11 protein-coding genes (1 of these 11 running past the window's edge) are annotated in these 16434 nt (G+C 64.2%); 4 read left to right on the forward strand and 7 right to left on the reverse strand.

All coding sequences use genetic code 11. From position 1 onward, the window contains the following. The 6 genes from rny to L6Q96_08315 all read right to left on the reverse strand — a co-directional run. Nucleotides 1–1255, reverse strand: the 5' portion of a protein-coding gene (rny, locus tag L6Q96_08290) for a ribonuclease Y (protein MCK6554562.1). The gene continues 311 nt to the left of window position 1, outside the view; the window shows 1255 of its 1566 coding nt (coding positions 1–1255); the start codon lies at nt 1253–1255; its stop codon lies off the left edge, out of view. Between the two features lie 1020 nt (nt 1256–2275). Beyond that, entirely contained in the window at nt 2276–2548 is a 273-nt protein-coding gene (locus L6Q96_08295; protein MCK6554563.1) for a cell division protein ZapA, read from the reverse strand. A 3-nt stretch (nt 2549–2551) separates the two neighbouring features. After that, complete coding sequence (gene zapB / locus L6Q96_08300; protein MCK6554564.1) at nt 2552–2779, reverse strand: cell division protein ZapB; 228 nt, start codon at nt 2777–2779, stop codon at nt 2552–2554. 51 nt (nt 2780–2830) lie between these two features. Beyond that, the gene (ftsY, locus tag L6Q96_08305; GenBank protein ID MCK6554565.1) at nt 2831–3916 is read right to left on the reverse strand and encodes a signal recognition particle-docking protein FtsY; all 1086 of its coding nucleotides are present in this window, start codon (nt 3914–3916) and stop codon (nt 2831–2833) included. Between the two features lie 90 nt (nt 3917–4006). After that, a complete protein-coding gene (smc, locus tag L6Q96_08310; protein MCK6554566.1) occupies nt 4007–7585 on the reverse strand; it encodes a chromosome segregation protein SMC in 3579 nt (1192 codons plus the stop codon). Nucleotides 7586–7681: 96 nt separating this feature from the next. Beyond that, nucleotides 7682–8296 (reverse strand): HNH endonuclease, encoded by a 615-nt coding sequence (locus L6Q96_08315; protein MCK6554567.1) that lies wholly within the window; start codon nt 8294–8296, stop codon nt 7682–7684. A 176-nt stretch (nt 8297–8472) separates the two neighbouring features. On the opposite strand from L6Q96_08315, the gene L6Q96_08320 reads away from it, so the two are divergent. From L6Q96_08320 to L6Q96_08335, 4 genes are all read left to right on the forward strand, one after another. Beyond that, nucleotides 8473–11271, forward strand: a complete 2799-nt coding sequence (locus L6Q96_08320; GenBank protein ID MCK6554568.1) for a TIGR03960 family B12-binding radical SAM protein — start codon at nt 8473–8475, stop codon at nt 11269–11271. A gap of 5 nt (nt 11272–11276) precedes the next feature. Next, nucleotides 11277–12812, forward strand: a complete 1536-nt coding sequence (locus L6Q96_08325) for an Rne/Rng family ribonuclease (protein MCK6554569.1) — start codon at nt 11277–11279, stop codon at nt 12810–12812. 145 nt (nt 12813–12957) lie between these two features. After that, nucleotides 12958–14826, forward strand: coding sequence for a 2-oxoacid:acceptor oxidoreductase subunit alpha (locus L6Q96_08330; protein MCK6554570.1), 1869 nt, complete (start codon nt 12958–12960; stop codon nt 14824–14826). 5 nt (nt 14827–14831) lie between these two features. Then, nucleotides 14832–15845, forward strand: coding sequence for a 2-oxoacid:ferredoxin oxidoreductase subunit beta (locus L6Q96_08335; GenBank protein MCK6554571.1), 1014 nt, complete (start codon nt 14832–14834; stop codon nt 15843–15845). Between the two features lie 20 nt (nt 15846–15865). Here the strand turns inward: L6Q96_08335 and L6Q96_08340 are convergent, their stop codons facing one another. Then, the gene (locus L6Q96_08340) at nt 15866–16426 is read right to left on the reverse strand and encodes a hypothetical protein (GenBank protein MCK6554572.1); all 561 of its coding nucleotides are present in this window, start codon (nt 16424–16426) and stop codon (nt 15866–15868) included. Between the last annotated feature and the right edge of the window lie 8 nt (nt 16427–16434).

Below are 16434 nucleotides of genomic sequence, written 5' to 3' on the forward strand. Positions count from 1 at the left end.
GTGCAAGGATGGTCTCAGCCTTCACTTCCTCGTGGTGCGCTGCGATGGCATTTACGATCTTGGCGGATTCGCCGTACTTACGCGCGAAATCCGCGCCGATTATCGCGTGCGAGCCCTCGACTTCGTGAGTCAACGCCTTGCCGATGTCGTGCAACAACGCAGCCCGGCGCGCCTGCTTCTCGTTCAGTCCCAATTCCGCGGCCATCATTCCGCAGATGAAAGCCGCCTCAACGGAATGCGCCAGGACGTTCTGGGCGTAGCTATACCGGTACTTCAACATACCGAGCAACTTGACGATCTCGGGATGCACCCCATGGATGCCAACCTCGAACACCGCCCGCTGGCCGGCCTCGCGAACGCTCTCCTCCACTTCCTGCTCAGCCTTGCGGACGACCTCTTCGATCCGGCCCGGATGAATCCGCCCGTCACTCAACAAACGCTCCAACGCAAGCCGCGCAATCTCCCGCCGAATCGGGTTGTGACAGGACACGATGACCGCCTCGGGCGTGTCGTCGATAATCAGGTCTACCCCTGTTGCCGCCTCAATCGCCCGGATGTTTCGCCCCTCTCTACCAATAATCCGCCCCTTCATGTCGTCGCTGGGCAAATGCACCACCGACACGGTCCGCTCGGCCACGAATTCCCCTGCTAGGCGTTCGATCGCCACGGTCACGATCTTTTTCGCCCGGCGGTCGGCCTCCGATCGCGCCTCCTCCTCCACCAAACGGATTCGCTTCGCCGCCTCATGCCGCGACTCATCGACCATCTGCTCCACAAGCGCCCGCTTCGCCTCCTCCCTGGTCAGCCCTGCGACCCGCTCCAGTTGTTTGCGCGTTTCCTCCAGCAGCCTGCCAGCCTCGTCCCGCTGCTGCGCCAACGCCTGCTCCTGATCGCGCAGGGTCTGCTCACGCCTCCCGCTGTCGGCCTCCCTTTTCTCAACCTGCTCACCTCGCTTCTCGAGGCTCTCCTCACGTTGCACCAGACGGCGCTCCATCTGGCTCAGTTCCCGCCGCCGCTCGCGCGACTCCTTCTCTGCGTCGGCACGGGCCTGGACCAGCATCTCCTTCGCCTTTATCTCCGCCTCGCGCCGAATGCTCTCCGCCTCGGTCCTTGACTCCGCAACCGTCCGCTGAGCGGTCTCCACGGCACCCGCCGTACGGTGACGGACCTGCTGACGGCGAAACATCTCGAACAGCAGCGCCAGCCCTGAGGCAAGGACCAGAACCGCCAATACGGTGAACATCATCTCACCCATGTCGGGATAACCCTCCTTTCTGTATCCGGCCCGTCGAACGAGTGACCCTTGTCGTGGCACACGTCACGACACGACGTTCCGTGATCACGTAGTGGACAGGAACATCCCACGGATCACACGGGATTCTGCGGTACTCCTGGAACTCATACCCTATCCCTACAACGGCAACGTCCTGGTGCAGCCCCGCCAATACCCTATCGTAGAAACCACCGCCGCGCCCCAGACGGCAACCCGTGCTATCCCAGGCTACAAGCGGAACCAGAACTATTGCCGGTGGCGACGGCACCGTGGCGCGGCTGGCGCTCGGCTCCAAAATCCCACCGTGCCCCGCAAACAAGGGCTCCCCTTGCTCCCACCTAACGAACCCCGAGCACCCCTGGTGAGGAAGCAAGATCATCCGCCCGGAGGCCGCCACGTCGGCGACAACACGGTCGACCGGGATTTCGCCATCCGTTGCGACGTAGGCAGCCACCGCCCGCGCCTCCCTGTAAGCGCCAAATGCCAGCACGCGGCTGGCAACTGCGAGCGCGGCACCCCCGATCTGATCCTCGGACAAGCGGGCACGTTGCGCCCGAAGGACCCGTCGGATCGCTGCCTTCTTGTCACTCATGTCCGGTCAAAGCGACCGGGCGAAGCTACTCCGGAGGGGATCTGAGGAGACGGGGCATTTAACCGCTACCCACGCCGTTCGCTAGGTACGGATTTCATCCTAAGAGGCTCGCGGCCTCCTTCGTACCGACCACGCGCACACTGGACGGCCGATCGTGCCAACCACATCTATCCCCGCGCATCTCCTCTTTCGACTGGTAACGCACCTAATGTCGATGACCGAAACCTAGTCCAACGCCCGCATCCCACCCTCACATCCGCTCTTGTGGGTCACGGCCGACTTGCGGCTTCCTGACACGTCCAACGCCCCTATTTGGCCGCACTCCGCATCCGCGGAAACGCCGTCATTCCGGACCGCACCTCGATGGCTTCGCCAAGTCGCGATGCTCTCTCCTTTCCATACCGGCAGTCTCAACCGCCGAGTTGGTCGACGATGCGCCGAGACAGCCGGTCTAAGGCCCGAGAAACTTCCTCTTGTTCCTCCCTTAGTTTCCAATATTCGCTGGCTATATTCAACGCCGCGAGGATTGCCGTGCCAGTACCGGAACCACCACTCCCTCCCGCCGTCAACTCCCGCATGCGATCGTTCAGGTAATCGACGACCCGCCGGAGGTGCACCTCGCCGTCGTCGCTCGTGACGCTGAGGCGCTGCCCCATTATCTCGACGTCGATAGCGGTCTTCATTGGTTAGGCCAAATCTAAACCATCCAGTCGACTCAGAATTCTTTCGAGACGCGCCTTGATCTCTGCCCGCTCCAGTTCGTATCGCTTCAATTGCGCCGCTACCTCCGCGAGTTGGCGCTCCTGCTCGCGGACACGCTCGGCAAGGGCGGCCTGTTCGTCCTTCGCGCGCCGATGTTGGTCGACAAACTGGCCGATCCTAGCCTCAAGGACCTTCAAACTATCCAGCGACATAGGCGTAGATGCCTAGGAATTGCGAGACGTTACGTGCGATCACCCGGGGTGTCAAGCAGAATTCGCAACAGCAGAGTTCGCCCCGGTGGGCGGCGCCGGGGCCAGCATGGCCTCGACGAATTCGACCGCGTCAAACGGCGCCAGATCGTCAAGCTTCTCCCCGAGGCCCACGAACCGAATCGGTATTCCCAGCTCGGATCGGATGGCCACGACCGACCCGCCTTTCGCCGTTCCGTCCAACTTCGTCAGCACTATGCCCGTCACCTGCAATGCTTCCTCGAAGACCCGAGCTTGCGCGATCGCGTTCTGACCGGTTGTGGCATCCAACACGAGAAGCACCTCGTGCGGTGCGCCATCTATCTGCCTGCCGATAACCCGAACAATTTTCTTGAGCTCTTCGATCAACTGCTTCTTCACGTGTAGTCGTCCGGCGGTATCGACGATGACCACGTCGGCACTCCGCGCTAGAGCCGCCGACAGCCCATCGTGTACCACCGCCGCCGGATCCGACCCGGCCTGATGGCGAACACAGTCGGCGCCCACCCTTTCAGCCCAGTGCGCCAACTGCTCCGCCGCAGCCGCACGAAACGTGTCGGCCGCCACCAACAACACCTTCTTACCGTGCCGCCGGTAACGATGCGCCAGCTTCGCTATCGTCGTCGTCTTGCCGACACCGTTGACCCCCGCCACCAGGATCACCTGCGGGCTCCTCTCCTCGCCCCCGGTCGCCTTGGCCTCCGCAAGTATACCCGTCAACTCGGCGCGCAGCGCCGCGCGCAATGCCTCGGGATCGCCGAGGTCACGGGCGTGCGGCCTCAGCCTGGCCAGCAACTCGGCAGTTGCCCTCGCCCCAACGTCCGCACCGAGAAGGATCTCCTCAACGTCCGAAAAGCGCTGCTCGATGTCTTTGGCGCTCCCCCAGGCAGCGCGCAGTCGCCCCGCCAGCCCCGCGGCACCAAGGCCTTCACGGACTCGACTCCACACGGCGGGAGCGGCCGTGTGCGCAACGCCGGACGCCGCCGCCGTCTTCGTCTCAGCCGGGCGAGCACGCAGGTACCACCACACCCCCACCGCCGTCAGACAGATCCCGACGGCAACCGCCGCCCCGATAAGCGCGAGAACCTCGGGGCTGTACACCCGCTCCATATTCTGCCAGCCAATCGCGCGCTACCGCTGGTCCGCACTCCACATCCGCCCCCCCCCGCGGTGGCGGGACCTCAACCGCACTTACCGCATCGACACCGAAATGATCTTCGACAGACCCGGCTCCTCCATTGTAACCCCGTACAGAACGCCGGCAGCCTGCATCGTCCGCTTGTTGTGCGTGATCACGATAAACTGGGAATGCTGGCTCACCTCCTCGACGAGTTCGGTGAAGCGGCCGATGTTGGCGTCGTCCAAAGGCGCGTCCACCTCGTCGAGAAAGCAGAACGGTGTCGGGTTGATCAGAAACAGCGAGAAGATCAAGCCGACCGCCACCAGCGCCTTCTCGCCGCCCGACAACGACGCGATCGACTCCACCCGCTTGCCCGGCGGACGCACGACGATATCGACCCCAGAAGCAAGAATATCGCGATCGTCCGTCAGCACCAACCGCGCCTCACCGCCGCGGAACAGGCGCGGCACAAGCGCCTGGAAGCGTTCGTTAACGGCCGCAAACGTTTCGGCAAACCTCGCCTTGGAAGCCCGGTTGAGACGCTGAATGGTGCGATCGAGGTCGCCCAGAGACCGTTCGAGATCATCCTTCTGCGTGCGCAGAAAGCGGGCGCGCTCTTCCAGATCCTGCACCTCGGCAATCGCCGCGACATTGACTTCACCGAAGCGCCCAAGCTTTTCCCGCAACCCATCAAGCCGTGCCTGGGCTTCGTCCTCGGCGACGTCGAGCTCCACCGCAGGCTCGTCCGCCAACACGACCGCGTATCGCTCCTCGATCGTACGGCTGAGATGTTCGGCGCGCAACCGATCCTCCGCTGCGGCGATCTCGAGCTGCCCAGCCCGCGCCCGAAACGATCCGATCTCATCTCGCAGTGCGCGCGCACGCTGTTCCTGCGCCGCCAGTGCACCGGCTGCGGCCTCGACCGCCGCGCGCGCCGCGTTCACCTCCGCCTCGATCGCCGCCCGCTCTTCCGCCAACCTCAACGCGCCGGCCGCGGCCTCGGCAGCGGCAGCGTCCAGAGTGGCGCGCTCCTGATCGGTCCTTTCGATCTCACGCCCCAGCGTCGCCTCGCGGTCCCGGAGCTCCCCAATCCGCGTCCCCAACGCGTCGATCGCAGCGCGGGCCGACTCGATGCGCTCACGACCTTGCGCCACCCCTACCCGCAAGGCCAACACCTCCCGATTCAGCGCATCCACCCGCGCCGCGCCTTCTGACGTCCGCCCCTGGCACTCCCTCAGGCGCCCCTCGACTTCGGCACGCTCGGTCGCCAAGGCTTCGGCCTGTCGGCAGGCCTCGGTCAGCAATAACGCGCTATCCGCCGCTTCCGACGCCGCCGCGGCCGCCTCGAACCGCGCAACCTCGAGGCGGTCGATCCAGCGCGGGCGTTCGGCCTCGAGTCGTTCGAGAGCCTTCTCCCCTGCCACCAGCTCGACCGTCAGGGCGTGGGCATCCGCGCTGAGAACCTTGAGCGCCGCTTCCTCCCGGCTGATTTCCGCGTCGAGGCACCGCATCTCTCGCTCAGCCTCGGCCAACTCCGCCTCGGCGGCCGCCGCTTCGGCTTCGAGCTCGGCGAGCACGCGGCGACGCGCCAGAATCGCTTCCTCCAACGGCCTTTCGCTACCTCCGGTAATCACTCCCGTGGCATCGATGACCTCGCCGGACGGTGTGACCATGGTGACGTGAATGCCGTTTTGCCGCCACAACGACAGGCCGGCATCGAGGTCTGGCACCAGCACCACGTCGCCGAGCAGCGTCTCGGCGACCAGCCGATAGGGTTCTTCGACGTCGACAAGGTCGAGCAACGGTCGCGTGGTGCCATTCATACGTGCCGCACCGTTGCCATTGACCGGCACCCGTCTCGGGGTCAGCGGAATGAAACTACCCCGCCCCGAGTCCTGCGAACGCAGGCGCGACACGGCACCCAGCCCTACATCTGCCTGCTCGACGATAACGTACTGCAGTCGGTCGCCGAGCGCGGCCGCCAAAGCCCGCTCGTGCTCCGCGGCCACGCCGATGACTTCGCCGACGACGCCCAGCACGCCCTCGGCGCGCTGCTCGTCGAGCAACACCGACCGGACGCCACGCTGGTACCCCTCGTAATTGCTTTGCAGGTCCCGCAGCGACTGCCACCGCGAACGCGCCTGCACCAGCACGTCGCGGGACGCCTGGGCCTTTCGGGCCCAGTCGCGACCTTCGCCAGCCAGCGTACGAACCCGCTCGGCCCGCTGCTCGCGCTCGCCTTCCGCACGATGGAGTCGATCCCGCAGGTCCGCCACCACGGCACGCTGACGCGCATCCTCCGCGTCTAACGCGGCGAGGCGGCCGCTCGACTCCTCCTGCTCGCTGCGCGCCCTTTCGGCCCGGCGATCCGCCTCCTCGCGTCGCCGCGTCTGCGTGGCAACGACGTTGCGTCCTTCCGCTTCGCGCGCCGCAAGTCCGACCAGCGAAGCCTTGAGATCCTCGACTTCCGCGCTCGCGAGCGCCAGCCGGAACCGCCCCTCTTCCAGCTCCGCCTCACGGGCAGCCAGTCGCTGTTCGTCGGCCGCCAAAGCCGCCGCACTCGCCGCCTGTGCCTGCTCCTGGTCTTCGTACGAGTGCTCGGCGCGTGAACGTTGCTCGACCGCCAGACCTCGCTCCGCATCGAGGGCCGTGCGCCTCCGCTCCCGCTCCTCGCACTCCTTGCGCAAGAGCACATTGCGTTCGCCCAAAGCCTGTCGTTCGGCATCGACCACCGCTGCGGCTTCCCGCCGCGCCGCCAGACCATGCTCGGCCGTGGTATACGCAAGCGCCTCCGCCTCCCTCTGCGTCTCGCATGCCACCAGCCGCTCCTGCGCACCGTGTTCGGCATCGCGGCTCTCCCGGAGCTCGGCCTCGACCGCCGCGATCGCCGCCATCAATCGGCGCCACCTGACACTGCCGAGCTGCAACTCCAGGTGCCGCAGCTCTTCCTGGAGCGAGCGGTACTGCTCAGCACGGCGCGCCATGCGGTTGAGGTACTGGATTTGCCGGTCGACCTCACGCAAGACGTCGCTTACCCGAAGAAGGTTCTCGCGGGTGCGCTCCATCTTACGCTCCGCGGCCAGCTTACGGCTCCGGTAGAGGGTGGTGCCGGCGGCTTCCTCTATGAACAACCGGCGGTCCTCCGGCTTGGCGTTGACGAGTTGTTCGACCCGGCCCTGTTCGATTATCGAGTACGCCTTGGTACCGACCCCGGTCCCGAGAAACAACTCCGTGATGTCCTTCAGCCGACACGGTGTCTTGTTGATGAAATACTCCGATTCGCCGGAGCGCAGGTAGCGCCGTGAGATCGTGATCTCCGGGAGGTCGCGGAGGTGCGCCGGAACCGTCGACACGCCCAGACCCTCCGGATCACTCACCCGCGGCGGTCCCTCGTTCAGGAACGTGAGGGACACGTGGGCCATCCCCAGCGGCGCAACACGGTCGTTTCCCTTGAAGATGACGTCTTCCATCGAATCGCCCCGCAGGTGCTTCGGGCTCTGCTCGCCCAAGACCCACCGAATGGCGTCTACGATGTTCGACTTGCCGCAACCGTTCGGCCCCACCACCGCCGCGATTCCGGCGGGGAAGTCGAGTACCGTTCGATGTGCGAATGACTTGAAACCGCCGAGCTCTAATTGCTTGAGCCGCATAACCCCACCACCACCCCTCTTCGTCGCCGCTATTTCACACCCGCCGCCTCGTTGGGTCAAGGAGAGTCGTCTCCTCGTAAGGTGGCCGCAGATCCCTTATGGCTCCAGCTCCACGTTCCAGTACGAAACGTCCACCGCGGAAAGAAACGGCGCCCACTCCCGATACCGCCGCAGACTGAAGGTCTGGAGCATGAACGGGGTCCAGTCCGGCCGTGCCGCTTCCCGCAACAACCGCATGCCCGCCTGCTCCGGCGTCCGCCCACCCTTGCGCCGGTTGCATTCGTGACAAGAACAAACCACGTTCTCCCAAAGCGACAGACCCCCTTGCGAGCGCGGCAGGACGTGATCCAGATTCAGTTCCGTCCGAGCGAACTTGCGGCCGCAATATTGGCAGGTGTTGCGGTCACGCAAATAGATATTGAAGCGACTGAAGCGCACCTGACGGCGCGGCACCCGGTCGAATGCCAGCAGCAAGATGACTCGCGGGACCCGGATCACCCGATTCACCAGACCGATGGTATCGTCATGCACCGACGCAGAGACATCCGCCCAGCTTTCGAAATCGAAAGTCCGGTACTCCTCATTAACCGCACGCGCAATTCCCTGATACAAAAGAGAAAACGCACGGCGAACAGAGGTGATTTGAATGGGCAGGAACGCCCGATTCAACACCAGAACCTTCGTATTGAGAACGGTAACGCCGGCAGACATTTTGGAACGACGTCAAACCAGATAAAACTTGCAAGCTGGTACTGCTTCCCGCATGGGAAGTCAAGCACCTCGAGGTACAGCCCAAGGCTCGAAGCCTGAAATCCGTCGCGGTTCCTTGCCCTGCCACCATCACCGCCCTATGATTCGCCAGATTTGTCCGCTGAAAGATAACTGTCATGCGCGCCGCGTACGAAGCGATACTTGCCCGTGTGGAGCGTCCCGGCCGCTACCTGGGCAACGAACGCGGCATGATCCGTAAGGACACCGCCTCAGTTACCGTCCGCTTCGGCCTCGCCTTCCCCGACGTCTACGAGATCGCCCAATCCCATCCGGGTCTGCAGATTCTTTACGACTTGTTGAACCGGCGACCCGACACCTACGCCGAACGGGTCTACGCGCCATGGTTCGACCTGGAAGCCGAGCTGCGAGCCGCGAAGCTTCCTTTGGTCACATTGGAGACCGCAACGCCGTTGCGCGATCTTGACGTGCTCGGCTTCACACTCCAGTACGAGCTCACCTACACCAACGTGCTCGCCATGCTCGATCTGGGCGGCATCCCGCTGCACAGCGCCGACAGGGGCCCCGAGGACCCCTTGGTGATCGCCGGTGGCCCCTGCGCCTTCAACCCCGAACCGCTCGCCGACTTTCTGGACGCAGTGGTCCTCGGGGACGGCGAGGAAGTCATTCACGATATCTGCGATCGGGTGGCAGCCTGGGACGGCGCCAACCGCCCCGATCTGCTCGCTGAACTGGCCCGCGTGCGCGGCGTCTACATCCCGGCCTTCTTCTCACCGCGCTACGGCAGCAAGGGACAACTGGTATCCATCGAGCCGCTTCGCCCCGGCTACGACCGGGTGGAAAAGCGCGTCGTCGCCGATCTCAATACCATCCCGCTCCAGCAGAGCTTCATCGTCCCGACGGTACCGATTGTCCACGACCGACCGAGTCTCGAAGTCATGCGCGGTTGCGTCAAGGGATGTCGCTTCTGCCAGGCTGGATACATCTACCGACCGTTGCGCGAACGTGACCCGCGACGTGTACTGACGCAGGCCGAGAGTGCCGTCCGTCAGACCGGGCAGGATGAGGTGTCGCTGCTGAGCCTGAGCACCGGAGATTACAGTTGTGTCAATCCGCTGTTGACCGAACTTATGAACCGGCTGGCAGCGCAGCGCATAGCCGTCTCCCTACCCTCGACGCGCGTCGATGCCCTGGCGCCTCCGCTGCTCGAGCAGATCAAGCGGGTTCGCAAGACGGGTTTCACGCTCGCCCCGGAAGTCGGCACCCAGCGCCTGCGCGACGTGATCCAGAAGGCATACGACGAGGCCGAGTTGATCGAGGCCTCCGCGCAGATCTCCGCTCTCGGTTGGCGCGCCCTGAAGTTATATTTCATGCTGGGCCTGCCGAGCGAGACCGAAGACGATCTCCTCGGCATCGTGGAGTTGACGCACAAGGTGGCTTCGGCTGGCAACTTCCGCACCGAGGTAACTGCCAGCGTTTCCAACTTCGTCCCCAAGGCCCACACGCCGTTTCAGTGGGCACCCCAGATCTCGGTTCGCGAAATCGAGGCCCGCCAGGAATTGCTGCGCCGGGAACTACGCAAGCGCAATCTGCGCTTCCGTTGGCACGATGCGCGTCTGTCGTGGATCGAGGGGATCTTCTCGCGCGGAGATCGCCGCACCGGCAACATCCTGCTCGCGGCTTATCGGCAAGGTTGTCGCTTCGACGGGTGGTCGGACCACAGCCGCGCGGACCTGTGGGAGGCCGCACTCCGAGACACCGGCACCGAACCGAGCGCTCACCTGAGACGCCGCTTGTTGGACGAAGTGCTCCCGTGGGATCATCTGAGCTGCGGCGTAACGAAGGACTTCCTCCAACGCGAATTGGCTGGCGCGTTCGAACGTACACTTACGCCGGATTGCAGCGTGTCCCGTTGCACATACTGCGGGGCTTGCGACTTCACGACCGTTCGTAACATCGATTACCACCTCACCGGCGCTAAGGCCGCAGAGCACCGCGGCCAAGCCATAGCGCACTGGGCCGGCGACGTGGTGGGAACCACCGACGAGGGGGGGTGGGAACCGCGCAGGTGGCAGAAGCTTCACACCAAAGAGCCGGCCGCGCTCGCCACCAGCCTGTCGGAGCGTCACATAGCCGCACACGCGGATGCCCCGTCGTCCCGGCGGCAATCAGCCCCCGGCCCAACCCGTGGCCTGGGCACCGCCGAGGCATGGCTGTCCGCCGATGGTGAATCGATACGGCCGCCCGTCCGGGGCGGCACCGCGCCGGCGATCGCCCGCATCAGGCTCCAGTACGCCAAGCTACGCAGCGCCCGCTATATCGGCGCTCTGGAGCTGACGAATCTCTTCTACCGTGCCGCCCGACGTGCGCGCGTTCCAGTCGCCTTCTCCCAGGGATTCCACCCGCTGCCGCGCTTCGCGTTCGGGCCGGCTCTCCCGCTCGGCGTAGAGAGCGCCTGCGAACTGATCGACATCGATCTAACCGACAACCTACCGGCGAACGACGTCGCGAACGCTCTCGGCAACGAGATGCCCGACGGGATCGAGATCCGCGGCGCCACATCCATCCCCCTGTCCACCCCGAGCGTGACCTCGCAGATCGTCGCCTTTCAGTACTCGGTCGATGTCCGCTTCGGGGCGATGAGCGATGCCCGCGCGCGGGTGCAAGCGCGGGTCGCCGCTTTTTGGGCACAGGACGCCTTCCCGATCGAAAAGCACGGCCGCAACGGTCCGCGACGCGTCGATGCACGCAAGTTCGTGTCGCACCTGGCTCTGACCGACCGAGCGCTCGACATGACCGTCGCCTTCGGGGCCGACGGCACCCTCAAGCCGAGCGACTTGCTTGCGGCTGTGCTGGGCATCGACAGCACCACAGCCCGCGCGCTGCCGGTGCGGAAAATCGCTACCGTATTCCACGACCGCGTGGAGTCCGCCCCGGTATCCGCCAGCGGAGGCTGATCCAGATGGCGCGCGAGATCGTCATCAACGCAGCACCCTTCGAAACCAGGGTGGCCCTGCTCGAAAAGCAGCGCCTCGTGGAGATCTTCATTGAACGCTCCCACGACCGTGGCATCGCTGGCAACATCTACAAGGGCATCGTCACGCGCGTGCTACCGGGCATGCAGGCCGCCTTCGTCGACATCGGCCTCGAGAAGGCTGCCTTCCTGCACGGCTCTGACCTGTTAATCGACATCGGGGACGAGTTCATCGCCGACGATGGCGGCACTCCAATCGACGTCCTGACCGATGAGAATGCGCACGATACGCGCACTGCGCAGCGCCGTGTGCCGATCGAAGACCGCCTCAGGAAAGGGCAGGAAATACTCGTTCAGGTCGCCAAGCCGCCACTCGGAACCAAGGGCGCCCGCGTCACGTCGCTGATCTCCCTCCCGGGGCGCTACCTCGTCTATACCCCGTCGTCGGCGCACATCGGGGTTTCCCGTCGCATCGAAGACGAAACCGAACGGGCGCGGCTCAAGGATCTGGTGCTCGGCGAACGGCCGCCAGAGGGCGGATTCATCATCCGCACCGCCTGCGAAGGCTTATCGCGACGCGAGATTCAGGGGGATATAAAGTTCCTGCAAAAGCTGTGGAACCGCATCTCATCCCGTAGCGAACGTGCCGGCGCCCCGACCGTCCTGCACGCGGACATGGACCTCGTCTTGCGCACCGTTCGCGATCTCTTCACGACGGACACCCAGCGACTGGTCGTCGACAGCGAGCACGAGCACCAACGCATCCTGGAGTTCGTGGACACCGTCATGCCTCGCCTGAAGAACCGGATCGAATACGACGATGTCGCCGAACCTATTTTCGACCGTTACGGCATCGAGACCCAGATCAACCGCGCCCTCGAACGCAAGGTTTGGCTCAAGTCCGGGGGCTATATCGTCATCGACCACACCGAAGCGTTGACGGTCGTCGACGTGAATACCGGCAGGTACGTCGGCAAACAAAACCAGGAAGAGACGATCCTAAAGACGAATCTCGAAGCGGTCCGTGTCATCGTCGAACAGGTTCGGCTGCGGAACATCGGCGGCCTCATCGTCATCGACTTCATCGACATGGAGGAGGCCGCAAGTCAGAACCTCGTTGTCGAGGCTTTGCAGGAAGCACTGAAACGCGACAAGGCGCGATCGAAGCTCTTGCCCCTATCCGAGTTGGGGCTGATCGAGATGACCCGCAAGCGAGCTCGGGAAAGCCTGGTGCAGGTCTTGTGCGCCCCGTGTGCGACCTGCGAGGGGCGCGGTCACGTGAAGGCCACGGCGACGATCGCCTACGAGGTATTGCGCAGAATTCAGCGCGAAGGCGCCCTCAACGCATCCGTTGCCCAGATTACGGTTCACGTGCACCCCGCGGTCGCAGACTTCCTCCGGCGCAACGAGGAGCAGTCCCTCCAGATGCTGGAAACCAGGCTCGACAAAAAGATAGCCGTCAAAGTCAGCCCCGACATGAGCGAAGACCGCTACGAGGTCACCGCCGTCGAGGCCGCCGCCTGAGCGCCCGCGTACCCGTTTGAAATGGCTGTCGCGCGCCGTTATAGGCACTTGTTACCGGGCCAAGCGGCCGTGACCGAGGTACGGCGACCTACCGCCCCGTACCGAAGCATCCGTCAAGGGCCAGTTCGGAGGAGGGGTTCTGCCAATGGGCGCACCACAGAGCACCGCAAAGGCTGCTCAAGCATCGAAGATCATTGAAGAACGCGAGTCCGTGGTAATCCGCTTTGCGGGCGATTCCGGCGACGGCATGCAGGTCGCCGGCATGCAGTTCACCACCGAATCCGCCGTCGCGGGCAACGACCTCAGCACGTTGCCGGATTTCCCCGCAGAGATTCGCGCTCCGGCGGGCACCTTGGGTGGAGTCTCCGGATTCCAGGTCCATATCTCGAGCCAGGAGGTCTTCACGCCCGGCGACGAACTCGACGTGCTGGTGGCGATGAATCCCGCGGCCCTCAAGGTCAATATTGCGGACCTGCGTCCTAACGGCATCCTGATCGTCGACACGGAGGCGTTTAGCGAACAGAACCTCAAGAAGGCCGAGTACACTGGCAACCCCCTCACCGATGGCTCTCTCGACCGCTTTCGAGTGTTCCAGGTCGATATCGCCAGGCTCACCCAGGCAACCTTAAAGGATGCCCTCCTGCCTGCCAGAACCGTGAGTCGTTGTAAGAACTTCTTCGCCCTCGGCCTCGTGTCTTGGCTCTTTCACCGTCCCCTCGAACCCACCGAAAAGTGGATCGAACAGCGCTTTGCCAAGAGCGCCGATCTCGCCAACGCCAACCTCAAAGTACTGCGCTCGGGTTACAACTTCGGCGAAACGACCGAGATGTTCACGAGCTCTTACGAGGTGCGGCCGGCGCGAATCGCCCCGGGCACGTACCGCAACATCACCGGCAACACCGCCTCGGCGCTGGGTTTCGTGCTGGCGGCACATCGCGCCGGTCTGCCGCTGTTCCTCGGCAGCTACCCGATCACGCCGGCGAGCGAGATCCTGCACGAACTGGCCGCCTTCAAGAACTTCCGCGTGTACACGTTCCAGGCCGAGGACGAGATCGCCGGCGTCGGCAGCGCCCTCGGCGCGGCCTTCGGGGGCGCCGTGGCGGTTACGACGACCAGCGGTCCCGGCATGTGCCTGAAGGCGGAGACCATCAACCTGGCAGTCAGCGTCGAATTGCCGCTGGTTATCGCCAACGTGCAGCGTGGCGGGCCCAGCACCGGCTTGCCAACCAAGACCGAACAAGCCGACCTCCTGATGGCCATATACGGACGGAACAGCGACTCACCCGTGCCGGTGCTAGCGGCAGCGACGCCTGCCGACTGCTTCGCCACCGCGTTCGAGGCCGTTCGTATCGCCGTGAAGTACATGACACCGGTGATCCTGCTTACCGACGGCTACCTGGCTAACGGCGCCGAGCCCTGGCTGCTGCCGGAGATCGATGATCTACCAGCGATACCGGCACGATTCCGCACCGATCCCGAAGGCTTCTTCCCCTATCTCCGCGACCCGGAAACCTTGTCGCGCCCCTGGGTCGTACCCGGAACCCCCGGTCTCGAACACCGCATCGGTGGAATCGAGAAGGAGTACCTGACCGGTAACGTCAGCTACGCGCCCGTTAACCACGAGCAGATGGTTCGTGTGCGGGCTCGCAAGGTCGCCGGCATTGCCGCCGAGATCCCACCCACGCAAGTCCATGGCCCAGACCACGGCGATCTCCTGATCGTCGGCTGGGGCAGCACCTACGGGTCGATCGCCGCCGCAGTCAGGCAGGCCCACAGCGAAGGCCGCAAGGTCGCCCACGTCCATCTGCGATACGTCAATCCGCTTCCGCCGGACCTCGGCGACATCATCCGCCGCTTCAAGAAAATCCTGGTTCCGGAAATGAACCTCGGCCAGCTCGTCAAGCTCCTGCGGGCCGAGTATCTCGTCGACGCCGTTGGCCTCAACAAGATTCAGGGCCTCCCCCTCAAGGTATCCGAAATCAGCGCGCGCATCGCGCGCATGCTCGAGGACTGACACCCATGTCATCTGCCACAAACCCGAAACTATCCCGCAAGGATTTCATCTCCGACCAGAACGTGCGCTGGTGCCCGGGATGCGGCGACTACGCTATCCTCGCCCAAGTACAGAAGGTGATGCCGGAACTGGGTGTCCCGCGCGAGAACGTGGTGTTCATCTCCGGCATCGGCTGCTCGAGCCGCTTCCCGTACTACATGAACACCTACGGGTTCCACAGCATCCACGGACGCGCTCCCGCCCTCGCCAGCGGACTCAAGATCACCCGGCCCGAGCTCTCCGTCTGGATAGTCACCGGGGACGGCGATGGTCTGTCCATCGGCGGCAACCACTTGATCCACATCCTGCGCCGCAACCTGGACGTCAACATCCTATTGTTCAACAACCGCATCTACGGACTGACCAAAGGACAGTACTCGCCCACCTCCGAGCAGGGCAAGGTGACGAAGTCCACACCCGTCGGCTCGGTAGACAACCCGTTCAACCCGATGACCGTCGCGCTCGGGTCCGACGGAACTTTCGTCGCGCGAACGATCGACGTGGAAGCCAGGCACTTGCAAGACGTGCTCCGCCGGGCACACGAACATCGCGGCACAGCCTTCGTGGAAATCCTGCAGAACTGCAACATCTTCAACGACGGGGCGTGGGCCGATCTGACGGAGAAAGATCGCAAGGCGGACCACCAGCTCGTCCTCGAACACGGCAAGCCGCTGGTGTTCGGCAAGGAAGGCAATCGCGGCATCCGCTTACGCGGGCACAACCTGGAAGTTGTCACGCTCGGTAACGGGGTCGACGAAGCCGACCTGATCGTTCACGACGAGAAAAATCGCGCGCTCGCCTTCATGCTGAGCACCCTGGCGCCCCCGGCGTTTCCGGTACCCATAGGGGTCTTTCGAGCCGCAGAGCGTCCCACGTACGAAGATGCCGTCACCGACCAGATGCTTGCCGCAACGCAACGACTCGGGCCCGGCGATCCGACGGAATTGCTGCACCGCGGAGAAACGTGGACGGTGTCGTGAGACGACAGGGCTGAATACGGCTAACGGGTGCGCACGACCAGCGCGGACTCGTGGCTGACATGCCCTGCCTCGTCACGTAAACGGGCCCTCACCAGCGTATCCCCCGAGGGGAACTCGAACGGACGGTCGATTAGGCTACAGAACTGCACCGTCGTGCCTTCTCCCCAGAACGCATCGATCCCGTTGCGCAGTCGCGTACAGGCGTCCGAAGCTCCCCGGCCACCGGGCTCTCCCTTGCCGTCCTTAAAGCGACATCCGAGGTCGTTGACCGCGTCCGCCATCGCCTGATCCAGCGTGAACTCGACGGTGGCCGGAACTCCGCCACGATTATCCGGCAAGTCGTCGCACACCGCCGCGCTTCCATTCCCAAGTGGTCGGGACACGATCACCTGCACGTCCGGAAGCTCACTCGGGTCATCCGGGTCCCATTCATACGCAGAAGTGCCCATGCGGGCGCCTGTGGCACCCGGCTGCCCTTCCACCACCAGAAAGAAGCCGAAGCGCGGCCGCTCGTAGATCGGCACACCGGGCCGCAACATCGCGGTCGGTGTCTCGACAACCGTTCCGTCCGCGCGCGCCACCCCGAAGA

It is taken from the genome of Candidatus Binatia bacterium, assembly GCA_023150935.1.
GTDB lineage: Bacteria > Desulfobacterota > Binatia > HRBIN30 > HRBIN30 > JAKLJW01.